The organism is Streptacidiphilus carbonis, from assembly GCF_000787775.1.
GTDB classification, from domain to species: Bacteria; Actinomycetota; Actinomycetes; order Streptomycetales; family Streptomycetaceae; genus Streptacidiphilus; species Streptacidiphilus carbonis.
The window spans coordinates 59079-75562 of the sequence record NZ_BBPM01000007.1 but is presented as its reverse complement, the minus strand read 5'-3'; the positions used below and the strand labels follow the sequence as shown (position 1 = coordinate 75562).

Genomic DNA, 16484 nt, shown 5'->3' with positions numbered 1-16484 from the left:
CGATGCCTGCGGGACGGGCTCCGGCCCCCGCCCCCCGTTCCCGTCCTGCTCTTCCCGCTCCCCCTTCCGCACCGTTCCAGGAGGTGACCGAATGGCTTCGGTAGTCACCGACCAGCTGCCCAGCCCCGTCCTCGCCACGGAACCGCCCGCCGTGACGCTCGACCACGTCAGCAAGTCGTTCGGCCGTACCGGCGCCGAACACCCCGTGCTGGACGACATCAGCCTCAGCGTCGCGCCCGGCGAGTTCGTCTGCCTCCTGGGCGCTTCCGGCTGTGGCAAGTCCACCCTGCTCAACCTGGTGGCCGGTCTCGACAGGCCCAGCAGCGGCAGCATCGAGGTCCCCGGCGGCCGCGCCGCGCTGATGTTCCAGGAGCACGCGCTGTTCCCCTGGCTGACGGCCGGTCAGAACATCGAGCTGGCGCTGCGGCTGCGCGGCCTGCCGCGGGCCGAGCGGCGCGCCGAGGCCGAGCGGCTGCTCGCCCTGGTCCGCCTCGGCGGCGCCCACCGCAAGCGGGTGCACGAGCTCTCCGGCGGCATGCGCCAGCGCGTGGCGCTGGCCCGCGCGCTCGCCCAGGACGCCAAGGTGCTGCTGATGGACGAGCCCTTCGCCGCGCTCGACGCGATCACCCGCGACGTGCTGCACGAGGAGCTGACGAGGATCTGGGCGGAGACGAACATCTCCGTCGTCTTCGTCACCCACAATGTGCGCGAGGCGGTGCGACTGGCCCAACGGGTGGTCCTGCTGTCCTCCCGCCCGGGCCGGATCGCCCGCGAATGGCGGATCGACCTGCCGCAGCCGCGCCGCATCGAGGACGCCGCGGTCGCGGACCTCTCCATCGAGATCACCGACCAGCTCCGAGGGGAGATCCGCCGCCATGTCCAGCACTGAGCAGCTGACCGAGGTGGCGACTGAAGCCGCCGAGCCCACCGCCGACGTGAAGAGCACCGACGTGAAGAGCGCCGACGCCGCGGCCGCCACCGCGAGCGGCGCCGCCGACGACGCCGCGGCACTGGGTGCGGGACTGGACGCCCTGGAGACCCAGGCCGTCGAACGGACCCCCCTGCGCACCATCCTGGTCAGCAAGGTCGTCCCGCCGCTGGTCGCGATAGCCCTGGTGCTGCTGCTCTGGCAGCTCGCCTACGCGGCCCACATCAAGCGGCCCGACCTGCTGCCGAGCCCGCTCGACGTCTGGAACAGCCTCTACAACCAGTGGCTCGAGGGCACCATCCTCGGCACCATCTGGACCTCGCTGTCCCGCGGCGCCCTCGGCTTCCTGGCCTCGGTCGTCCTGGGCACGCCGCTGGGCCTGCTGGTCGCCAAGGTCAAGCCGGTGCGGGCGGCGATCGGGCCGATCCTGTCCGGCCTGCAGTCCATCCCCTCGGTGGCCTGGGTCCCTGCGGCCGTCATCTGGTTCGGGCTCAGCAACGCCACGATCTACGCCGTGGTGCTGCTCGGCGCCGTCCCCTCCATCGCCAACGGCCTGGTGGCCGGCGTGGACCAGATCCAGCCGCTGTACCTGCGGGCGGGGCGCACCCTGGGCGCCACCGGGCTGCGCGGCGTCTGGTTCGTGCTGCTGCCGGCCGCGCTGCCCGGCTACCTGGCCGGACTGAAGCAGGGCTGGGCCTTCGCCTGGCGCTCGCTGATGGCCGCCGAGCTGATCGCCAGCTCGCCCGCGCTGGGGCTGGGCCTCGGGCAGTCGCTGGAGAACGCCCGCGAGGTCCAGGACATGCCCGGGGTGCTCTCCACCATCCTGCTGATCCTGCTGGTCGGCATCGGTATCGAACTGCTGATCTTCGCCCCGCTGGAGCGCCGGGTGCTCCGCTCCCGCGGCCTGCTGGTGGCCCGTCGATGACCGGGGGCGGCACGCTGCTCCTGGTCGCGCACGGCAGCCGCGACCCGCGCCACGCCGCCACGGTCACCGACCTGGCGGCGCTGGTGCGGGCGCAGCGGCCATCCCTGCCGGTGGAGACCGGCTACCTGGACCACTGCGCGCCGCGGATCCCGCAGCTGCTGTCCCGGCTGCGGGGCGAGGTCGTGGCGCTCCCGCTGCTGCTGAACCACGCCTTCCACGCCCGCAGTGACATCCCGGCGGTACTGGCGGAGGCGGCCGCCTCCCGGCGGGGTTCGGTGACCGTCCGTCAGGGAGCGGTGCTGGGCCCCTCCCCGCTGCTGCTGGAGGCGCTGGACCGGCGGCTGGCCGAGGCGGGGGTACGGCCCTCGGCCGGTACCGGGATCGTGCTCGCCTCGGCCGGCTCCTCCGACCCGGCCGCCAATGCGGTGACCCTGGAGGTGGCCGCCGCCTGGCAGCGGCTGCGCGGCTGGGGCGGCGTCGAGGTGGCCCACGCCTCCGCCGCACCGCCCCGGGTCGCCGACGCCGTCGCCGCGCTGCGCGCCCGCGGGCTGGAGCGGGTGGCGGTGGCCCCGTACCTGCTGGCGCCGGGGCTGCTGCCGGACCGCATCGCGGCCCAGGCAGCCACGGCCGGCGTGGACATCGTCGCCGCACCGCTGGGCGCGACCCCGGAGCTGGCCCGCCTGCTGCTGCGCCGCCACGACGAGGCGCTGCGCGACGGGGGCCGCCTGCCGCTGGCCGCGTCGGCCTGACCAACCGGGTTGAGGCCCGATCAACCGGGTTGAAATCCAGGCGACTTGGACATAGCACCCGCCCTACCATCGCGGTATGTCCGAATCCGCATCCATCGACGACCCCGACCGCGCACAGCGGTTGGCGCTCCAGCCTTTTGAGGTACGAGCCTCCAGATTCCTCTCCCTGATCCTCCGTCACGACCCGGGCCGGGTCGGCCTCACCCTCGACCCGGCCGGCTGGGTCGGGGTCAGCGACCTGCTGGCCGCGCTCGCGGCCTGCGGCCGCCCGCTAACCCGGGCCCAGCTCGACCTCGTCGTCGAGCGGAACGACAAGCAGCGCTTCGCGTTCGACCCGACCGGCACCCGGATCCGGGCCAGCCAGGGCCACTCGGTCCCGGTCGAGCTGGGCTACGAGGCCGCCGAGCCCCCGGCGCTGCTCTTCCACGGCACCCATCCGCAGGCGCTGGACGCCATCCGGGCCGAAGGCCTGCGCCCGATGAACCGGCACGCCGTGCACCTCTCGCCCGACGCCGGGACGGCCACCCGGGTCGGCACCCGCCGGGGCCGCCCGGTCGTGCTCACCGTCGACGCCGCCCGGATGTCCGCCGACGGCCACCGCTTCCGGGTCAGCGCCAACGGCGTCTGGCTCACCGACGCCGTGCCGCCGGAGTATCTGGGGCAGTGCATCCGCCCGTGATATCGACAGCATGCTGTCGAAGTGACAGAATGCTGTCATGGCGAATCAAGCGGAGCACACACGAGCAGTCGCACCGATCGTCCACCTCGCCGTCTACGACGGACTCGCCGACTGGGAGGCCGGGCTGGCGGTGGCGCAGATCCGTAGCGGGACCTTCCAGATCGGCGGCGCCACCCATGACGTCCGCACCGTCGGCGTCGACCGGGAGCCGGTGCGCACCATGGGCGGAGTGACCGTCGTGCCCGACCTGGCGCTGGACGAGCTCTCCCCCGCCGACAGCGCCATGCTGATCGTCCCCGGCGGTGGTGGCTGGGAGGCCGGCGGCCACACCGGGTTCCCGCTCAAGGCACGCGAGTTCCTGGACGCCGGTGCGCCGGTGGCGGCGATCTGCGGGGCCGTCTTCGGCTTCGCGGCCGCCGGACTGCTGGACGACCGCGACCACACCGGGGCCGCCGCCGAGTACCTGGCGATGAGCGGCTACCGGGGCGGCGCCCGCTACCGGGACGCCGACGCGGTCCGCGACCGCGGGCTGATCACCGCCGGACCGACGGATTCGGTGGCCTTCGCCCGCGAGGCCATCGCCGAGCTGGGCATCTGGCAGCCGGCCGTGCTGGACGCCTGGTTCCGGCTGTTCAGCCGTTCCGAGGCGGCCGCCTTCGGCGAGCTGATGAGCCTGGTCTCCACCGCATGACGGAGACCGCGCCCACCCTCGCGCCCACCGCGGCGTCCGCGCCGGCACCCACCCCCGGGGCGCTGCTGTCCGCCGCCGCACTGGGCTCCTTCCGGGCCAACGGCCTGTTCCTGGAGGCCGCCGAGCAGTTGTCCCGCCCGATCGGACTCACCGCGGCCCGCTGGCAGGTGCTGGGCGCCGTCCTGGTCGAGCCGCTGACCGTGGCCGGAATCGCCCGCAGCATGGGGATCACCCGGCAGAGCGTGCAGCGGCTGGCGGACCTCTTGGTGGAGCAGGGACTGGCCGAGTACCTGCCCAATCCGGCGCATCGGCGGGCCAAGCTGGTCCAGGCCACCGAACAGGGCCGGGCCGCGGTCCACGCGATCGGTCCCGCCCATGCGGAGCTCGCCCGCAAGCTGGTCGAGCGGCTCGGCGGGCAGCGACTGGCCGAGGCCGTGGCCGCACTGGACGCCCTGTCCGGGGCGATGACGGAGATTCTGGACTCCGAGCAGCCGGCCACCGATTGACGGACGCAGCGGGCGAGGGCCGCCGTACCGGAGTACGACGGCCCTCGCCCGCTGTCCTGCTGTGTGCTGCTGTTCTGCTACTGCTGCACTACCTCCGCGAGGAGGAGTCCAGGTCGTCCCGCTTGCCCACCGCCGGGACGTTGCCCGCGACCACGCGGCTCTCGCCCTTGGCCTGGGTCTGCCGGTCGGCGCGGCCGGGCCACCAGGCGGCGTGCCCGATCAGCGCGGTCAGCGACGGGGTGAAGAACATCGCCATGACGAAGGCCGCGATCACGATGCCGAAGCTGATCGAGAAGCCCATCTCCGCGAACAGGGTGTTCCCGGCGAGCATCATGCTGGCGAAGGTGCCGGCCAGGATCGCGCCGGCGGCCGCCACGGTGGGGCCGGCGTGGCGCAGCGCCTGCGATGCCGCCTCCCTGGGCTCGCGGCCCTCACGGGCCTCCTCGCGGAGCCGGGAGATCATCAGGATGTTGTAGTCCGTGCCGATGGCGACCACGAACAGGTACATGAACACCGGGAGCATGAACATCAGCCCCGACTGGTTCTGGATGTGCTGGAAGATCAGCACGGTGGCGCCCAGGGTGGCCGCGAAGCCGAGGCCGACCGAGGCCATCAGGTACCAGGGCGCGACCACGCTGCGCAGCATCAGGCCCAGGATCAGCATGATCAGGAGGCCGGCGACCGGGAAGACCACCAGGTAGTCGTGGTTGATCGCCTTGTTGATGTCCTTGTAGATCGCCGAGATACCGCCGACCAGCGCCTTGTCACCGTTGGGTGCGTTGGCATGGGCGGTCGTGCGGATGCTGTCGACCGTACTCATGGCGGCCGAGCTCTGCGGGTCGTACTTGAGGATCACCGAGATGCTGGCGGTGCTGGCGTCCTTGTTGTAGGTCGCCGGGGCCACCGAGCCCACGCCGGGGACCGTGGTGAGCTTCTGGCCGAAGGCGGCCACCGCGGTCCTGTCCAGCGGGGAACCGTTCTCGGAGGTCAGGTAGACCTGGGTGGGCTGGGTGGCACCGGCGCTGAACGCCTTGGTGACGGTGTCCTGGACGACCATCGACTCCTTGGTCTTGGGCATCGAGCCCGAGGCGAAGTCGAAGCTGGCCTTGTAGCTGGTGGCGACGAGCGCCAGGGCGACCATCAGCAGGCCGGAGACGATGGCGACCAGGGCGGGACGGCGCTGCACGCCGCGGCCGACCTTGGCGAACGCCGAGCCGTGCGGCTCGACCTTCCACTTCTTGGACGGCCAGAACAGAGCCCGCGGCGGGATCAGCGAGAACACGGCGGGGACCAGGGTGAGGCCCGCGATCAGGGTGACGCCGACCGAGATGGCCAGCGCCGGGCCCATCTGCTTGAGGAAGGAGACCGAGGAGAGCGACAGCGCCAGGAAGGCGATGATGACCGCGCCGGCGGCGGAGGCGATGGCCTCGCCGACCCGGCCGACCGCCGTGATCATGGCCTCCTTGGAGTCGTCACCCGCCCGCAGCCGTTCTCGGTAACGGAACATCAGGAACAGGATGTAGTCCGTGCCGACACCGAACAGCACCACGATGAGGATGCCGGACACCGAGGAGTTGGACTCCAGTCCGAGCAGCTTGGTGATGTCCGCGATCAGACCGTTCGCGGCCACCGCGACAATGCCGATGAGCAGCAGCGGCAGGATCGCCATCAGTGGCGCACGGAAGATCAGGATCATCGCCACGATGATGATCACGAAGGTGCCGACGCCGATCAGCGACTGACCGCGCTTGGACGCGTCCTGCTGGTCCAGCACCTGCGCGGCCGAGCCGCCGAGCTTGGCGCTGATGTCGGTGCCCTTGGTCAGGGTCGCCATGTCGTCGCGGAGCGCCTTGGCCGCGTCCGCCTGCGAGGGCTGGCCGTTGCTCTTGTCGTCCATCTTGACGAGGCTGAGGCCGTACTTGCCGTCGGAGGAGTAAGGACCGGCGAAGACGCCCTGGACGTCCTTGATGGTCTCCTTGTTCAGCTCACTGGTGACCTTGGCGACGGTGGCCTTGTCGGCCGCGGTCAGCGCCTGGCCGTCGGTGCGCTGGAACAGAGCTTCGGCGGCCGGGGTGAAGGCTGCGGGGAACGCCTTCTGCTGGAGCGTCATCGCCTGGATGGACTCGTAGCTCTTCGGCAGGAAGCTGCTCTCGTCACTGTTGGACGCCAGCGTGGGCGCCGTCATAGCGATCACGACGGCCGCGACGATCCACGCCACGATCGTCCAGACCGGGTGACGCACGACGGTGCGTCCTATCCGATGAAACATCTGGGTGCGCCTCCAAGGCGTAGATCACTCCGCCCCGGCGAAGGTGCACGGGCAGCGCGATCGGTCCGGTAATGCTAGCCGGTCGGCAAGTAAGTGTGGTCCGGGCATCATAGGAAACCGACTTGCCGCGCGGCAAGTCAGAACCCAGGTCCCTGGACTGCTGACGGAACCCTTAGATGTCCGGGAACTATCTTCACCCGCCGCGACCGGCCGTTTCCTCGTCCCCCGGGTGGAGTCATCTCCCCCTCAGGGCGGAGACGGACCCTGAGGGGGACCGGAGGCAGGGGGTGGGGACAGCCCCCGGGAGACCCTGGGGCCAGACCCAGGGTCCGATCCCCCGCTGGCCGGATGTCCCTTCGGAGCCCTGCTCCGTAGCTTCGTCGGTGTGCTTCGGCACCCGCCCGCACCGTCCGAAATCCGGCCCAGGGGGACCACCGTGACATCCCATGCCCGTACGTCACCGAAGCGCGGGGCCGCTGCGCCCGAGCGCCTCGGCCTCGCCGCCTCCATCGGCGGCTGGAGCGCCAGGCACCGCAAGACCGCCGTCTTCGGCTGGCTGCTGTTCGTCGTCCTGGCCACCGTCCTCGGCGGGATGGCCGGGAGCCTGAAGACCACCGACAAGGACAACGGCCTGGGCCAGTCCGGCCGGGCCGATCAGATGATCGCCGCGGCCGGACTGCACTCCCCGGCCACCGAGACCGTACTGATCCAGAGCAGCGGCTTCACCGCCACCGATCCGCGCTTCCGCAGCACCGTCGACGACACCATGGCCGCGATCAGGGCGACCGGCGCGGCCTCGGCTGTCAAGTCCCCCTACACCAACGGCACGGTGGCCCCGGACGGGCACTCGGCGCTGGTGGTGGTCACCATGGCCGGGGACCCCGGCACCGCGGGCGACCGGGTCGCCCCGGTGCTGTCCGCGGTGGCCGGCGTCCAGGCCCGGCACGGACAGCTGACGGTCCAGGAGTTCGGCGACGCCAGCGCCGACAAGTGGTTCAAGGAGGCCTTCACCCATGACTTCAGCCGCGCCGAGTGGACCGCCGTGCCGCTGGCGCTGGGCATCCTGCTGATCGCCTTCGGCGCCCTGGTGGCCGCCGTGCTGCCGGTGCTGCTCGCGCTCACCGCCTTCGTCGCCGCCGGCGGACTGGTCGCGCTCTCCAGCCACCTGCTGCACACCAGCGACGACGCATCCTCGGTGATGCTGCTGGTCGGACTGGCCGTCGGCGTCGACTACTGCCTCTTCTACCTGCGCCGCGAGCGTGAGGAGCGGGCCAGGGGCCGCTCCCCCGAGGCCGCGCTGAAGATCGCCGCGGCCACCTCGGGACGGGCCGTCATGGTCTCCGGGCTCACCGTGGTGGTCGCCATGGCCGGGATGTTCCTCACCGGCATCGCCGACTTCCAGGCCATGGGCATGGCCACCATCCTGGTCGTGATCACCGCGGTGCTCGGCTCGGTCACCGTCCTCCCGGCACTGCTGTCGATGCTGGGCGACCGGGTGATGAAGGGCCGGGTCCCGTTCCTGGGCCGCCGGATGATGCAGCCTTCGAAGACCGGTCCCGGCGCCGAGGCCGGCAGCGCCTTCTGGCGGGCCGTGCTCGGACGGGTGCTGCGCCGACCGCTGGTCTCCGCCGCCGTCGCCACCGCCTTCCTGCTGGCCCTGGCCGCACCGCTGCTCAGCATGCACACCGCCAACCTGACCTTCGCCCAGCAACTGCCCAAGGGCAATCCGCTGGTGGCCACCCAGCAGAAGATCGCCGCCGCCTTCCCCGGCAACCCCAACCAGGCCACCGTGGTGGTCACGTCCGACCGGCTGGACTCGCCGGCGATGGCCACCGCGCTGGCCGACTTCAAGTCCGAGGCCGTGGCCACCGGGCTGCTGCACGACCCGATCACCGTCACCGCCCACCCGGACAAGGGCCTGGAGACGCTGGACGTGCCGATGGCCGGCAGCGGCAACGACAGGACCAGCAGTGATGCGCTGGCCGCGCTGCGCGGCACGCTGGTCCCGCAGACCTTCGGCAAGGTCGCCGGCGCCCAGGCCGACGTCACCGGTCAGACGGCCGGGTCGGAGGACTTCAACTCGCAGATGACCGGCAGCCTGCTTCCGGTGTTCGCCTTCGTGATGGGCTTCGCCTTCCTGCTGATGCTGCTCTCCTTCCGCTCGGTGACGGTGGCGCTGACCGCGCTGGCGCTCAACCTGCTGTCGGTCGCCGCCTCCTACGGAGCGCTGACGTTGGTCTTCCAGCACGGAGTCGGCGCCTCGCTGCTGGGCACCTCGGGCGTCGGCGCGATCGAGACCTGGGTCCCGCTGTTCCTCTTCGTGATCCTGTTCGGGCTGAGCATGGACTACCACGTGTTCGTGGTCTCGCGGATCAAGGAGGCGCACGACCGGGGCCTGTCCACCCGGGCGGCCGTCTCCCACGGCATCACCACCACGGCCGGAGTGGTCAGCAGCGCGGCGGCGATCATGGTGGCGGTGTTCGCGGTCTTCGGCACCCTGGACATGCAGTCCATGAAGCAGATGGGCATCGGCCTGGCCGTCGCGGTCCTGATCGACGCGACCGTCATCCGCGCGGTGCTGCTGCCCTCGGTGATGAGCCTGCTGGGCGAGCGCAACTGGTGGCTGCCCCGCTGGCTGGGCTGGCTGCCCCGGCTGGGCCACGGCGAGACGGCCGGCGACCTCGACGGCGGGACCGCGGAGCCGCGCCGCGAGGTCCCGGCGCCGACCCCGGCCCCGGCCCCGGCCCCGGCCCCCGAGCCGGCCTACAGCTCCGGGGACGGTTTCTGACGAACCGTCGGCGACCCCGGCCGCGTACGGACCGGTGAACGGTCCCTGATGACCCAGTCGGCTGACCCTCTCCACACGGGGGGAGAGGGTCAGCCGACTGCTGCGCGGGTCGGCCAGTCCACGCTCACCACCGCCTGCGGGTCCTTCTTCCGCAGCCACTCCTGCAACCCCTTGGCCCAAGTGGCGTACCAGCCGACCTGACGGGTGTGCAGCTCGGCCGGGTCCAGGCCGCCGACCTCCTGCGGGTACTTGCGTCCCAGCGCCAGCGCCACCCGCACCGCGGCGAGGGCGTCGCTGCCGGCCCGGTGCGCGTCGGCCAGCTCCACCCCGTACACCGCGCAGGCGCTCTGCAGGGTGCGCGAGCCCTTGCGGAAGCGGTCCACCGCACGGTCCACGGCCAGCGGGTCCAGCACCGGGCCCGGCGGCCGCCCGCCGAGGCGCTGCTCCAACGAGGGCAGGCCGTGCCGGCGCAGCTCGGCGGCGAGCAGGCTGAGGTCGAACGAGGCGTTGAAGACCACCACCGGGACGCCGGCCCGCCAGTACTCGCACAGCGCGGTCGCGACCTCCTCGGCGACGTCGGCCGCGGGCCGGCCCTCGGCCACCGCGCGGTCGGTGACGATCCCGTGGATCGCCGCGGCCTCGTCCGGGATGGCGACGCCGGGGTCCGCCAGCCAGTCCCGCTCGCGCACCACCACGCCGCCCTCGGCCTCCACCAGCGCGGCGGTGACGATCCGTGACTCGGCGGGGTCGGTCCCGGTGGTCTCCAGGTCGAATCCGACCAGGGTGTCCTGCAGCCAGCTCATCGTGTCGTCCTCTCGTCCGCTTGCTGCACCATCATCCCGTGCACCACTGACAACAGGACGGGAGGGGCGGGTGGGGACGGAGGCGGCTCAGGAGACCGAGCGGGAGTCGCTCCAGGTGCCCTCGAACTCCTCCTGGTAGACCTGGAACAGGCCCGGCTCGGGGGGACGTCCGGACAGGATCGGACCCGGCGTCCCGCCGCGCAGCACCAGCGCCGGCGACTCTATGCCGCGCGAGCGGCGCAGATATGACTGGACGACGCCGAGGCCGTCCGGGCCGTCCCCGTCGACCAGGTAGGCGGTGAAGCGCGGCATCTCGTCGTAGACCCGGATCTCGAAGGAGCCGGCGTCGCGCAGCCGGGCCCGGACCCGCCGGACGTGCATGATGTTGGTCTCCACGGCCTTGCCCAGCTCGCCGCGCCCGATGCCCAACTCCCGCTCGCGGCGCCGCAGCGCGCTGCTGGCCGGGTTGAGGAAGAGCAGCCGGACCCGGCAGCCGCTGTCGGCCAGCCCGACCAGCCGCCGCCCGGTGAAGTTCTGGCACAGCAGGTTGAGCGAGATCCCCACCGCGTCCAGTCGGCGGGCCCCGGCCAGCAGGTCCTCCACCGGCAGGTCGCGCTGCAGCCTGACCCGGTCCTGGTGCACCCCGATCACATCCGCGTAGCGGTCGCCCACCAGCTCCTCGACCACGTCCACCGGGGCGCGCAGCCGGGCCGCGTCCACCCGGCCGTCCAGCAGCTGCAGCAGCCTGGCGGCCGCGCGCTCGGCCTGGGCCAGCACGTTCTCGGACAGCGCCCGGTTGCGGGAGACCACGTGCCGGGCGACCTCCAGCTCGTCCAGGGCGACCTCGACCTCCCGACGGTCGCTCAGGAACGGCTCGAAGCAGGGCCAGTGCTGGACCATCAGCTCGCGCAGCTGCGGCAGCGTGAGGAACACCACAAGGGCGTCGTCGTCCGGGTCCAGCAGATAGCCCTTGCGCCGGCTGACCTCGCGGACCGCGCCCGCGCGCTGGACCCACTCCTCGCCGGCCGGTCCGGCGGCGGCGATCACCCAGTCCTCGCCGTGCACCGGCTCGTAGACCGGGCGCAGCACCTCGGCGACGACCGAGCGCAGCCGCTGCTCGACCAGGTTGAGCCAGACATAGGCGCGCCCGGCCCGGCGGACCCGGGTCCTGGCCTCGTCCCAGGCCGCCGCGGGCCAGGCCAGCGCGGGCTCCAGCGGGCCCGGCTGGTGCGGTGCGGTCCGGCCGGGGCCGCCTCGGACGACCGTGGTCGGGGCCTCTCCCCGCGCCGTGCCTCCTGCGGCACCCCCGTCGGGGACGACCATCCCGGACCTCACCGTTCCTCTCGACCGTGTTCAACCACGGTTCAACTCCCGTGCTGCCGGGCGATCGCCGAACCGTCGCCGACAACGTACCGCGCCGGAGGCTCCTCAGTAGCCCGTCCGGGTGACTCCGGACGATCAAGAGTACTGTGGTCGACCGCGACGCACCGCCCGCTTCCGCAGTGCTGCCACACCGTCACCGTCGGCCACTGGGACACCCGTTCGGGCGAAGTAGCCGGGAATCGGCCATGACCGGGCACCGGCTGCGACACGATGCGGGTGGACATGACGGGCCCCCTCCCTGGGCATAGGGGACGTAATGGTTGCCGATCTTCTCCGCGGGGGTCGGCACTGGCACTAGTGGGAGTTGTTGACGACGATGCAGGTCTGGCCGGGACATCCGTACCCCCTGGGTGCCACCTACGACGGCGCCGGGACCAACTTCGCCGTGTTCTCCGAGGTCGCCGAGCGGGTCGAGCTGTGCCTGCTGGGGGACGACGGCTCGGAGACCTCGGTGGAGCTGCGGGAGACCGACGCCTTCGTCCGGCACGCCTACCTGCCCGGCATCCAGCCGGGGCAGCGCTACGGCTTCCGGGTGCACGGACCCTACGAGCCGCGCAAGGGGGACCGCTGCAACGGCTCCAAGCTGCTGCTGGACCCCTACGCCAAGGCGATGAGCGGCCGGGTCGACTGGGACGAGTCCGTCTACGGCTACCACTTCGGATCGCCGGAGCAGCGCAACGACCTGGACTCGGCCCCTCACACCATGGCCTCGGTGGTGGTGAACCCCTTCTTCGACTGGGGCAACGACCGACCGCCACGCACCGACTACCACCGCACCGTCATCTACGAGGCCCACGTCAAGGGCCTGACCTTCCTGCACCCGGGCATCCCCGAGGAGATCCGGGGCACCTACGCCGGAATAGCGCATCCGGCCGTGGTGGAGCACCTGGTCAAGCTGGGCGTGACCGCGATCGAACTGATGCCCGTACACCAGTTCGTCCACGACCACCGCCTGGTGGACCTGGGCCTGTCCAACTACTGGGGCTACAACACCATCGGCTTCTTCGCCCCGCAGGGCGAGTACTCCTCGCTGGGCGACCGCGGCCAGCAGGTGCAGGAGTTCAAGTCCATGGTGAAGGCCCTGCACGCGGCCGGTATCGAGGTCATCCTGGACGTGGTCTACAACCACACCGCCGAGGGCAACCACCTGGGCCCCACCCTGGCCTTCCGCGGCCTGGACAACTCCGCGTACTACCGGCTGGCCGAGGACCGCCGCTACTACGAGGACACCACCGGCACCGGCAACAGCCTGCTGATGCGGCATCCGCACGTGCTGCAGCTGATCATGGACTCGCTGCGCTACTGGGTCACCGAGATGCACGTCGACGGCTTCCGCTTCGACCTCGCGGCGACCCTGGCCCGGCAGTTCCACGAGGTGGACCGGCTGTCCTCGTTCTTCGACCTGGTCCAGCAGGACCCGATCGTCTCCCAGGCCAAGCTGATCGCCGAGCCCTGGGACATCGGCGAGGGCGGCTACCAGGTCGGCAACTTCCCGCCGCTGTGGACCGAGTGGAACGGCCAGTACCGCGACACCGTGCGCGACCTGTGGCGCGGCGAGAACGCGGCGCTGGCCGAGTTCGCCTCCCGGCTGACCGGCTCCTCCGACCTCTACCAGGACGACGGCCGCCGGCCCATCGCCTCGATCAACTTCGTCACCTGCCACGACGGCTTCACCCTGCGCGACCTGGTCTCCTACAACGGCAAGCACAACGAGGCCAACCACGAGGACAACCGGGACGGCGAGAGCTTCAACCGCTCCTGGAACTGCGGGGCCGAGGGCGACACCGACGACCCCGGCGTGCTGGCGCTGAGAGGCCGTCAGCAGCGCAACTTCATCGCCACCCTGATGCTCTCCCAGGGCGTGCCGATGCTGTCCCACGGCGACGAGTTCGGGCGCACCCAGGGCGGCAACAACAACGCCTACTGCCAGGACAACGCGATCTCCTGGGTGCACTGGCCCGAGGCCGCCATCGGCCCCACCCGGATGCCGCCCTCCGCCGAGGAGGAGACGGACACGGAGGAGACCCCGAACATCGAGAGCTCAGCCGCCCAGCTGCTGGAGTTCACCCGGCACATGGTCTGGCTGCGCCGGGACCACCCGGTCTTCCGCCGCCGCCGGTTCTTCCACGGCCGCCCGGTCTCCGGCACCCACGACGACCTCACCGACATCGCCTGGTTCACCCCCGGCGGGGAGGAGATGACCGGCGAGGACTGGTCCGCCTCCTACGCCAAGTCGCTCACGGTCTTCCTCAACGGCTACGCCATCTCCGAACCGGACCGCCGCGGCGGCAAGATCACCGACGACTCCTTCCTGCTGCTCTTCAACGCCGGCGACAAGGGCATCGACTTCACCGTCCCGATCAACCACGGCCGGGAGTGGCAGGTGGTCGTCGACACCGCGCTGCCCTGGGTGATCGCCCCGGGAACCGGCCAGAAGGTGCGCGCCGGGGACGGCCTGCACCTGGCGGACCGGTCGATGATGGTGCTCCAGCGCCCGGCCTGAACCGGACACCGGAGGGTCCTTGACCGGCCACCGTCGCCCAGGTGGGCCCTCCGGGTCGTGCGACGGCCCCGGACGGGGTAAGCGTGGGGCATGACCGCCGAACAGCCGAGCGTCCCGACGGCCACCTACCGACTGCAGCTCCAGCCCGCCTTCGGCTTCGCCGAGGCCGGGCTGGCCGTCCCCTACCTGGCCGGTCTCGGGGTGTCGCATCTGCACCTGTCCCCGGTCCTGGAGGCAGTCACCGGCTCCACCCACGGCTACGACGTGGTGGACCACACCCGCGTCCGCGAGGAGATCGGCGGTGAGGACGGGCTGCGCGCCCTGGCCGCCACCGCTCGGACCCACGGCCTCGGCCTGATCGTCGACGCCGTGCCGAACCACATGGCGGCCCCGGTCCCGGCGCACCGCAACCCGGTCTGGTGGCAGCTGCTCCGCGACGGCCCGCAGTCGCCGGCCGCGGCCTGGTTCGACGTCGACTGGGCGGCCGGGTCCGGCCGGATCCTGCTGCCGGTGCTGGCCGACCGGCTCGGGGTGGAACTGGCCCACCTCAAGACCGACAGTTGGCACGGCGAGCCGGTGCTGCGCTACTACGACCACGCCTTCCCGATCCGCCCCGGTACCGAGCAGCTCCCGCTGCCGGACCTGCTCGACCAGCAGTTCTACCGGCTGGCCTGGTGGCGGATGGCCCGCACCCAGCTGAACTACCGGCGCTTCTTCACCGTCTCCGACCTGGTCGGCGTCCGGGTGGAGCACCCCGAGGTGTTCCGGGCCACCCACGAGGTGCTGCTGCGACTGCACGCCGAGGGTGTGGTCCAGGGCTTCCGCATCGACCACCCCGACGGGCTGGCCGACCCGCGCGGCTACCTGGCCCGACTGGCCGAGGCCACCGGCGGGGCCTACGTCGTGGTCGAGAAGATCCTCACCGCCGACGAGGAGCTCCGACCGGACTGGGCCTGCGCGGGCACCACCGGCTACGACGCGCTGCGCCGCATCGACGGCCTGCTCACCGACGGGCCGGGCACAGCGGCCCTCACCACCGTCTACTCCGACCACCTGACCGCCCACGACCCGGCAGCGCGGGTCGACAGCGCCACCGCCGCCGCCAGGCGCGGCCGGACCGAGATGACGGCCCCCGACGGCGCGCTGGCCGCCGAGATCGCCCGGCTGACCCGGCTGGCCACCGCGATATGCACCGACGACGCCCCCGAACTGCGCGACCACCCCGTCTGGGCGCTGCGCGCGGCGATAGCCGGGACCCTGGCCGCCTACCCGGTCTACCGGCCCTACCCGGTGCCCGGCGAGCCGGACTCCCCCGCCGACATCGAGCGCCTCACCGGTGCGGCCGCCACCGCCCGCACCCTGCTGCCCCCGCACCACGCCGCCACCGCCGACCTGGTCAGGGACCTCGCCCTGGGCCGGCACGGGCGCAGCCCGGTCAAGGACGAGTTCCGGATCCGACTGGCCCAGACCGCGTCGGTGGTCGCCGCCAAGGGCGTCGAGGACACCGCCTTCTACCGCCGCTACCCGCTGCTGTCCCTCAACGAGGTCGGCGGCGACCCTGCCGGCCCGGGCCTGACCCCCTCCGAGTTCCACGCCTACTGCGTCCGGATGCAGCGCGACCGCCCGGCGGCGATGACGGTGCTCTCCACCCACGACACCAAGCGGAGCGCCGACGCCCGCGCCCGCCTGGCCGTGCTGGCCGAGCTCCCGGACGAGTGGCGCACCGAGCTGGCAGCCTGGACCAAGCTGCTGCCGGCCCCCTACGGCGACGCCAACGCCGCCTACCTGGTGTTCCAGACCGCGCTGGCCGCCTGGCCGATCGACGCCGACCGGCTGGCCGCCACCGCCCTCAAGTCGGTCCGCGAGGCCAAGCTCCGCACCAGTTGGACCACGCCGGACGGGGACTACGAACGCGCCGTCGAGGACTTCGCCCGCGCCGTCCCCGCCACCCCGGAACTGGCCGCCCGCATCACCGCGTTCGTCACCCGCCTGGCCCCCTACGCCCGCAGCAACACCCTCGCCGCCGCGCTACTGCACCTCACCATGCCCGGCGTCCCCGACCTCTACCAGGGCAGCGAACACCCCCTGCACACCCTGGTCGACCCCGACAACCGCCACCCAGTCACCTTCGCCCCCGGGGGCGCGGGGAACGGCGCGAACAGCGACCAGGCACCTCCGGCACAGGAGAAGCTCCACGTCACCACCACAGCCCTGCACCTCCGCCGCACCCACCCGGAATCCTTCGCCACCGCCTACACCC

General features: G+C 72.1%; 12 protein-coding genes. 9 read left to right on the top strand and 3 right to left on the bottom strand.

Going from position 1 to position 16484, the window contains the following annotated elements; all coding sequences use genetic code 11:
- Positions 1-91: 91 nt before the first annotated feature.
- From TR46_RS07660 to TR46_RS07635, 6 genes are all read left to right on the top strand, one after another.
- Positions 92-889, top strand: coding sequence for an ABC transporter ATP-binding protein (locus TR46_RS07660; protein WP_042395850.1), 798 nt, complete (start codon positions 92-94; stop codon positions 887-889).
- Positions 876-1853, top strand: coding sequence for an ABC transporter permease (locus tag TR46_RS07655; protein ID WP_084718072.1), 978 nt, complete (start codon positions 876-878; stop codon positions 1851-1853). The genes TR46_RS07660 and TR46_RS07655 overlap by 14 nt, the downstream gene beginning before the upstream one ends.
- On the top strand, positions 1850-2602 hold the full coding sequence (locus tag TR46_RS07650; RefSeq protein ID WP_042395845.1) for a sirohydrochlorin chelatase: 753 nt from the start codon (positions 1850-1852) through the stop codon (positions 2600-2602). The genes TR46_RS07655 and TR46_RS07650 overlap by 4 nt, the downstream gene beginning before the upstream one ends.
- Positions 2603-2678: 76 nt before the next feature.
- Positions 2679-3281 (top strand): RNA 2'-phosphotransferase, encoded by a 603-nt coding sequence (locus TR46_RS07645; protein WP_084718070.1) that lies wholly within the window; start codon positions 2679-2681, stop codon positions 3279-3281.
- Between the two features lie 37 nt (positions 3282-3318).
- Complete coding sequence (locus TR46_RS07640; protein ID WP_042395841.1) at positions 3319-3972, top strand: DJ-1/PfpI family protein; 654 nt, start codon at positions 3319-3321, stop codon at positions 3970-3972.
- A complete protein-coding gene (locus tag TR46_RS07635) occupies positions 3969-4478 on the top strand; it encodes a MarR family winged helix-turn-helix transcriptional regulator (RefSeq protein WP_052432609.1) in 510 nt (169 codons plus the stop codon). Before TR46_RS07640 ends, TR46_RS07635 begins: the two co-directional genes overlap by 4 nt.
- Positions 4479-4566: 88 nt before the next feature.
- Here the strand turns inward: TR46_RS07635 and TR46_RS07630 are convergent, their stop codons facing one another.
- Positions 4567-6747: an MMPL family transporter gene (locus TR46_RS07630; RefSeq protein WP_042395838.1), complete on the bottom strand. Its 2181-nt coding sequence runs from the start codon at positions 6745-6747 to the stop codon at positions 4567-4569.
- A gap of 436 nt (positions 6748-7183) precedes the next feature.
- Between TR46_RS07630 and TR46_RS07625 the strand changes: the two genes are divergently transcribed.
- Entirely contained in the window at positions 7184-9535 is a 2352-nt protein-coding gene (locus TR46_RS07625; protein ID WP_042395835.1) for an MMPL family transporter, read from the top strand.
- An 89-nt stretch (positions 9536-9624) separates the two neighbouring features.
- Here TR46_RS07625 and TR46_RS07620 read toward each other — a convergent pair whose 3' ends face one another.
- Entirely contained in the window at positions 9625-10338 is a 714-nt protein-coding gene (locus TR46_RS07620) for an exonuclease domain-containing protein (RefSeq protein ID WP_042395831.1), read from the bottom strand.
- A gap of 87 nt (positions 10339-10425) precedes the next feature.
- Positions 10426-11661, bottom strand: coding sequence for a DUF5919 domain-containing protein (locus TR46_RS07615; protein ID WP_161790097.1), 1236 nt, complete (start codon positions 11659-11661; stop codon positions 10426-10428).
- A 376-nt stretch (positions 11662-12037) separates the two neighbouring features.
- On the opposite strand from TR46_RS07615, the gene glgX reads away from it, so the two are divergent.
- Both glgX and treY read left to right on the top strand, forming a co-directional pair.
- Positions 12038-14224, top strand: a complete 2187-nt coding sequence (gene glgX, locus TR46_RS07610) for a glycogen debranching protein GlgX (protein WP_042395828.1) — start codon at positions 12038-12040, stop codon at positions 14222-14224.
- A gap of 90 nt (positions 14225-14314) precedes the next feature.
- A partial coding sequence (treY, locus tag TR46_RS07605) for a malto-oligosyltrehalose synthase (protein ID WP_042395825.1) occupies positions 14315-16484 on the top strand: 2170 nt, incomplete at its 3' end.

What these genes read in the sequence shown, in the direction of transcription:
- TR46_RS07660 (WP_042395850.1), top strand. Translation starts at nt 92, where the DNA reads ATGGCTTCGGTAGTCACCGACCAGCTGCCCAGCCCCGTCCTCGCCACG.
- TR46_RS07655 (WP_084718072.1), top strand. Translation starts at nt 876, where the DNA reads ATGTCCAGCACTGAGCAGCTGACCGAGGTGGCGACTGAAGCCGCCGAG.
- TR46_RS07650 (WP_042395845.1), top strand. Translation starts at nt 1,850, where the DNA reads ATGACCGGGGGCGGCACGCTGCTCCTGGTCGCGCACGGCAGCCGCGAC.
- TR46_RS07645 (WP_084718070.1), top strand. Translation starts at nt 2,679, where the DNA reads ATGTCCGAATCCGCATCCATCGACGACCCCGACCGCGCACAGCGGTTG.
- TR46_RS07640 (WP_042395841.1), top strand. Translation starts at nt 3,319, where the DNA reads ATGGCGAATCAAGCGGAGCACACACGAGCAGTCGCACCGATCGTCCAC.
- TR46_RS07635 (WP_052432609.1), top strand. Translation starts at nt 3,969, where the DNA reads ATGACGGAGACCGCGCCCACCCTCGCGCCCACCGCGGCGTCCGCGCCG.
- TR46_RS07630 (WP_042395838.1), bottom strand. Translation starts at nt 6,747, where the DNA reads ATGTTTCATCGGATAGGACGCACCGTCGTGCGTCACCCGGTCTGGACG.
- TR46_RS07620 (WP_042395831.1), bottom strand. Translation starts at nt 10,338, where the DNA reads ATGAGCTGGCTGCAGGACACCCTGGTCGGATTCGACCTGGAGACCACC.
- TR46_RS07615 (WP_161790097.1), bottom strand. Translation starts at nt 11,661, where the DNA reads ATGGTCGTCCCCGACGGGGGTGCCGCAGGAGGCACGGCGCGGGGAGAG.
- glgX (WP_042395828.1), top strand. Translation starts at nt 12,038, where the DNA reads ATGCAGGTCTGGCCGGGACATCCGTACCCCCTGGGTGCCACCTACGAC.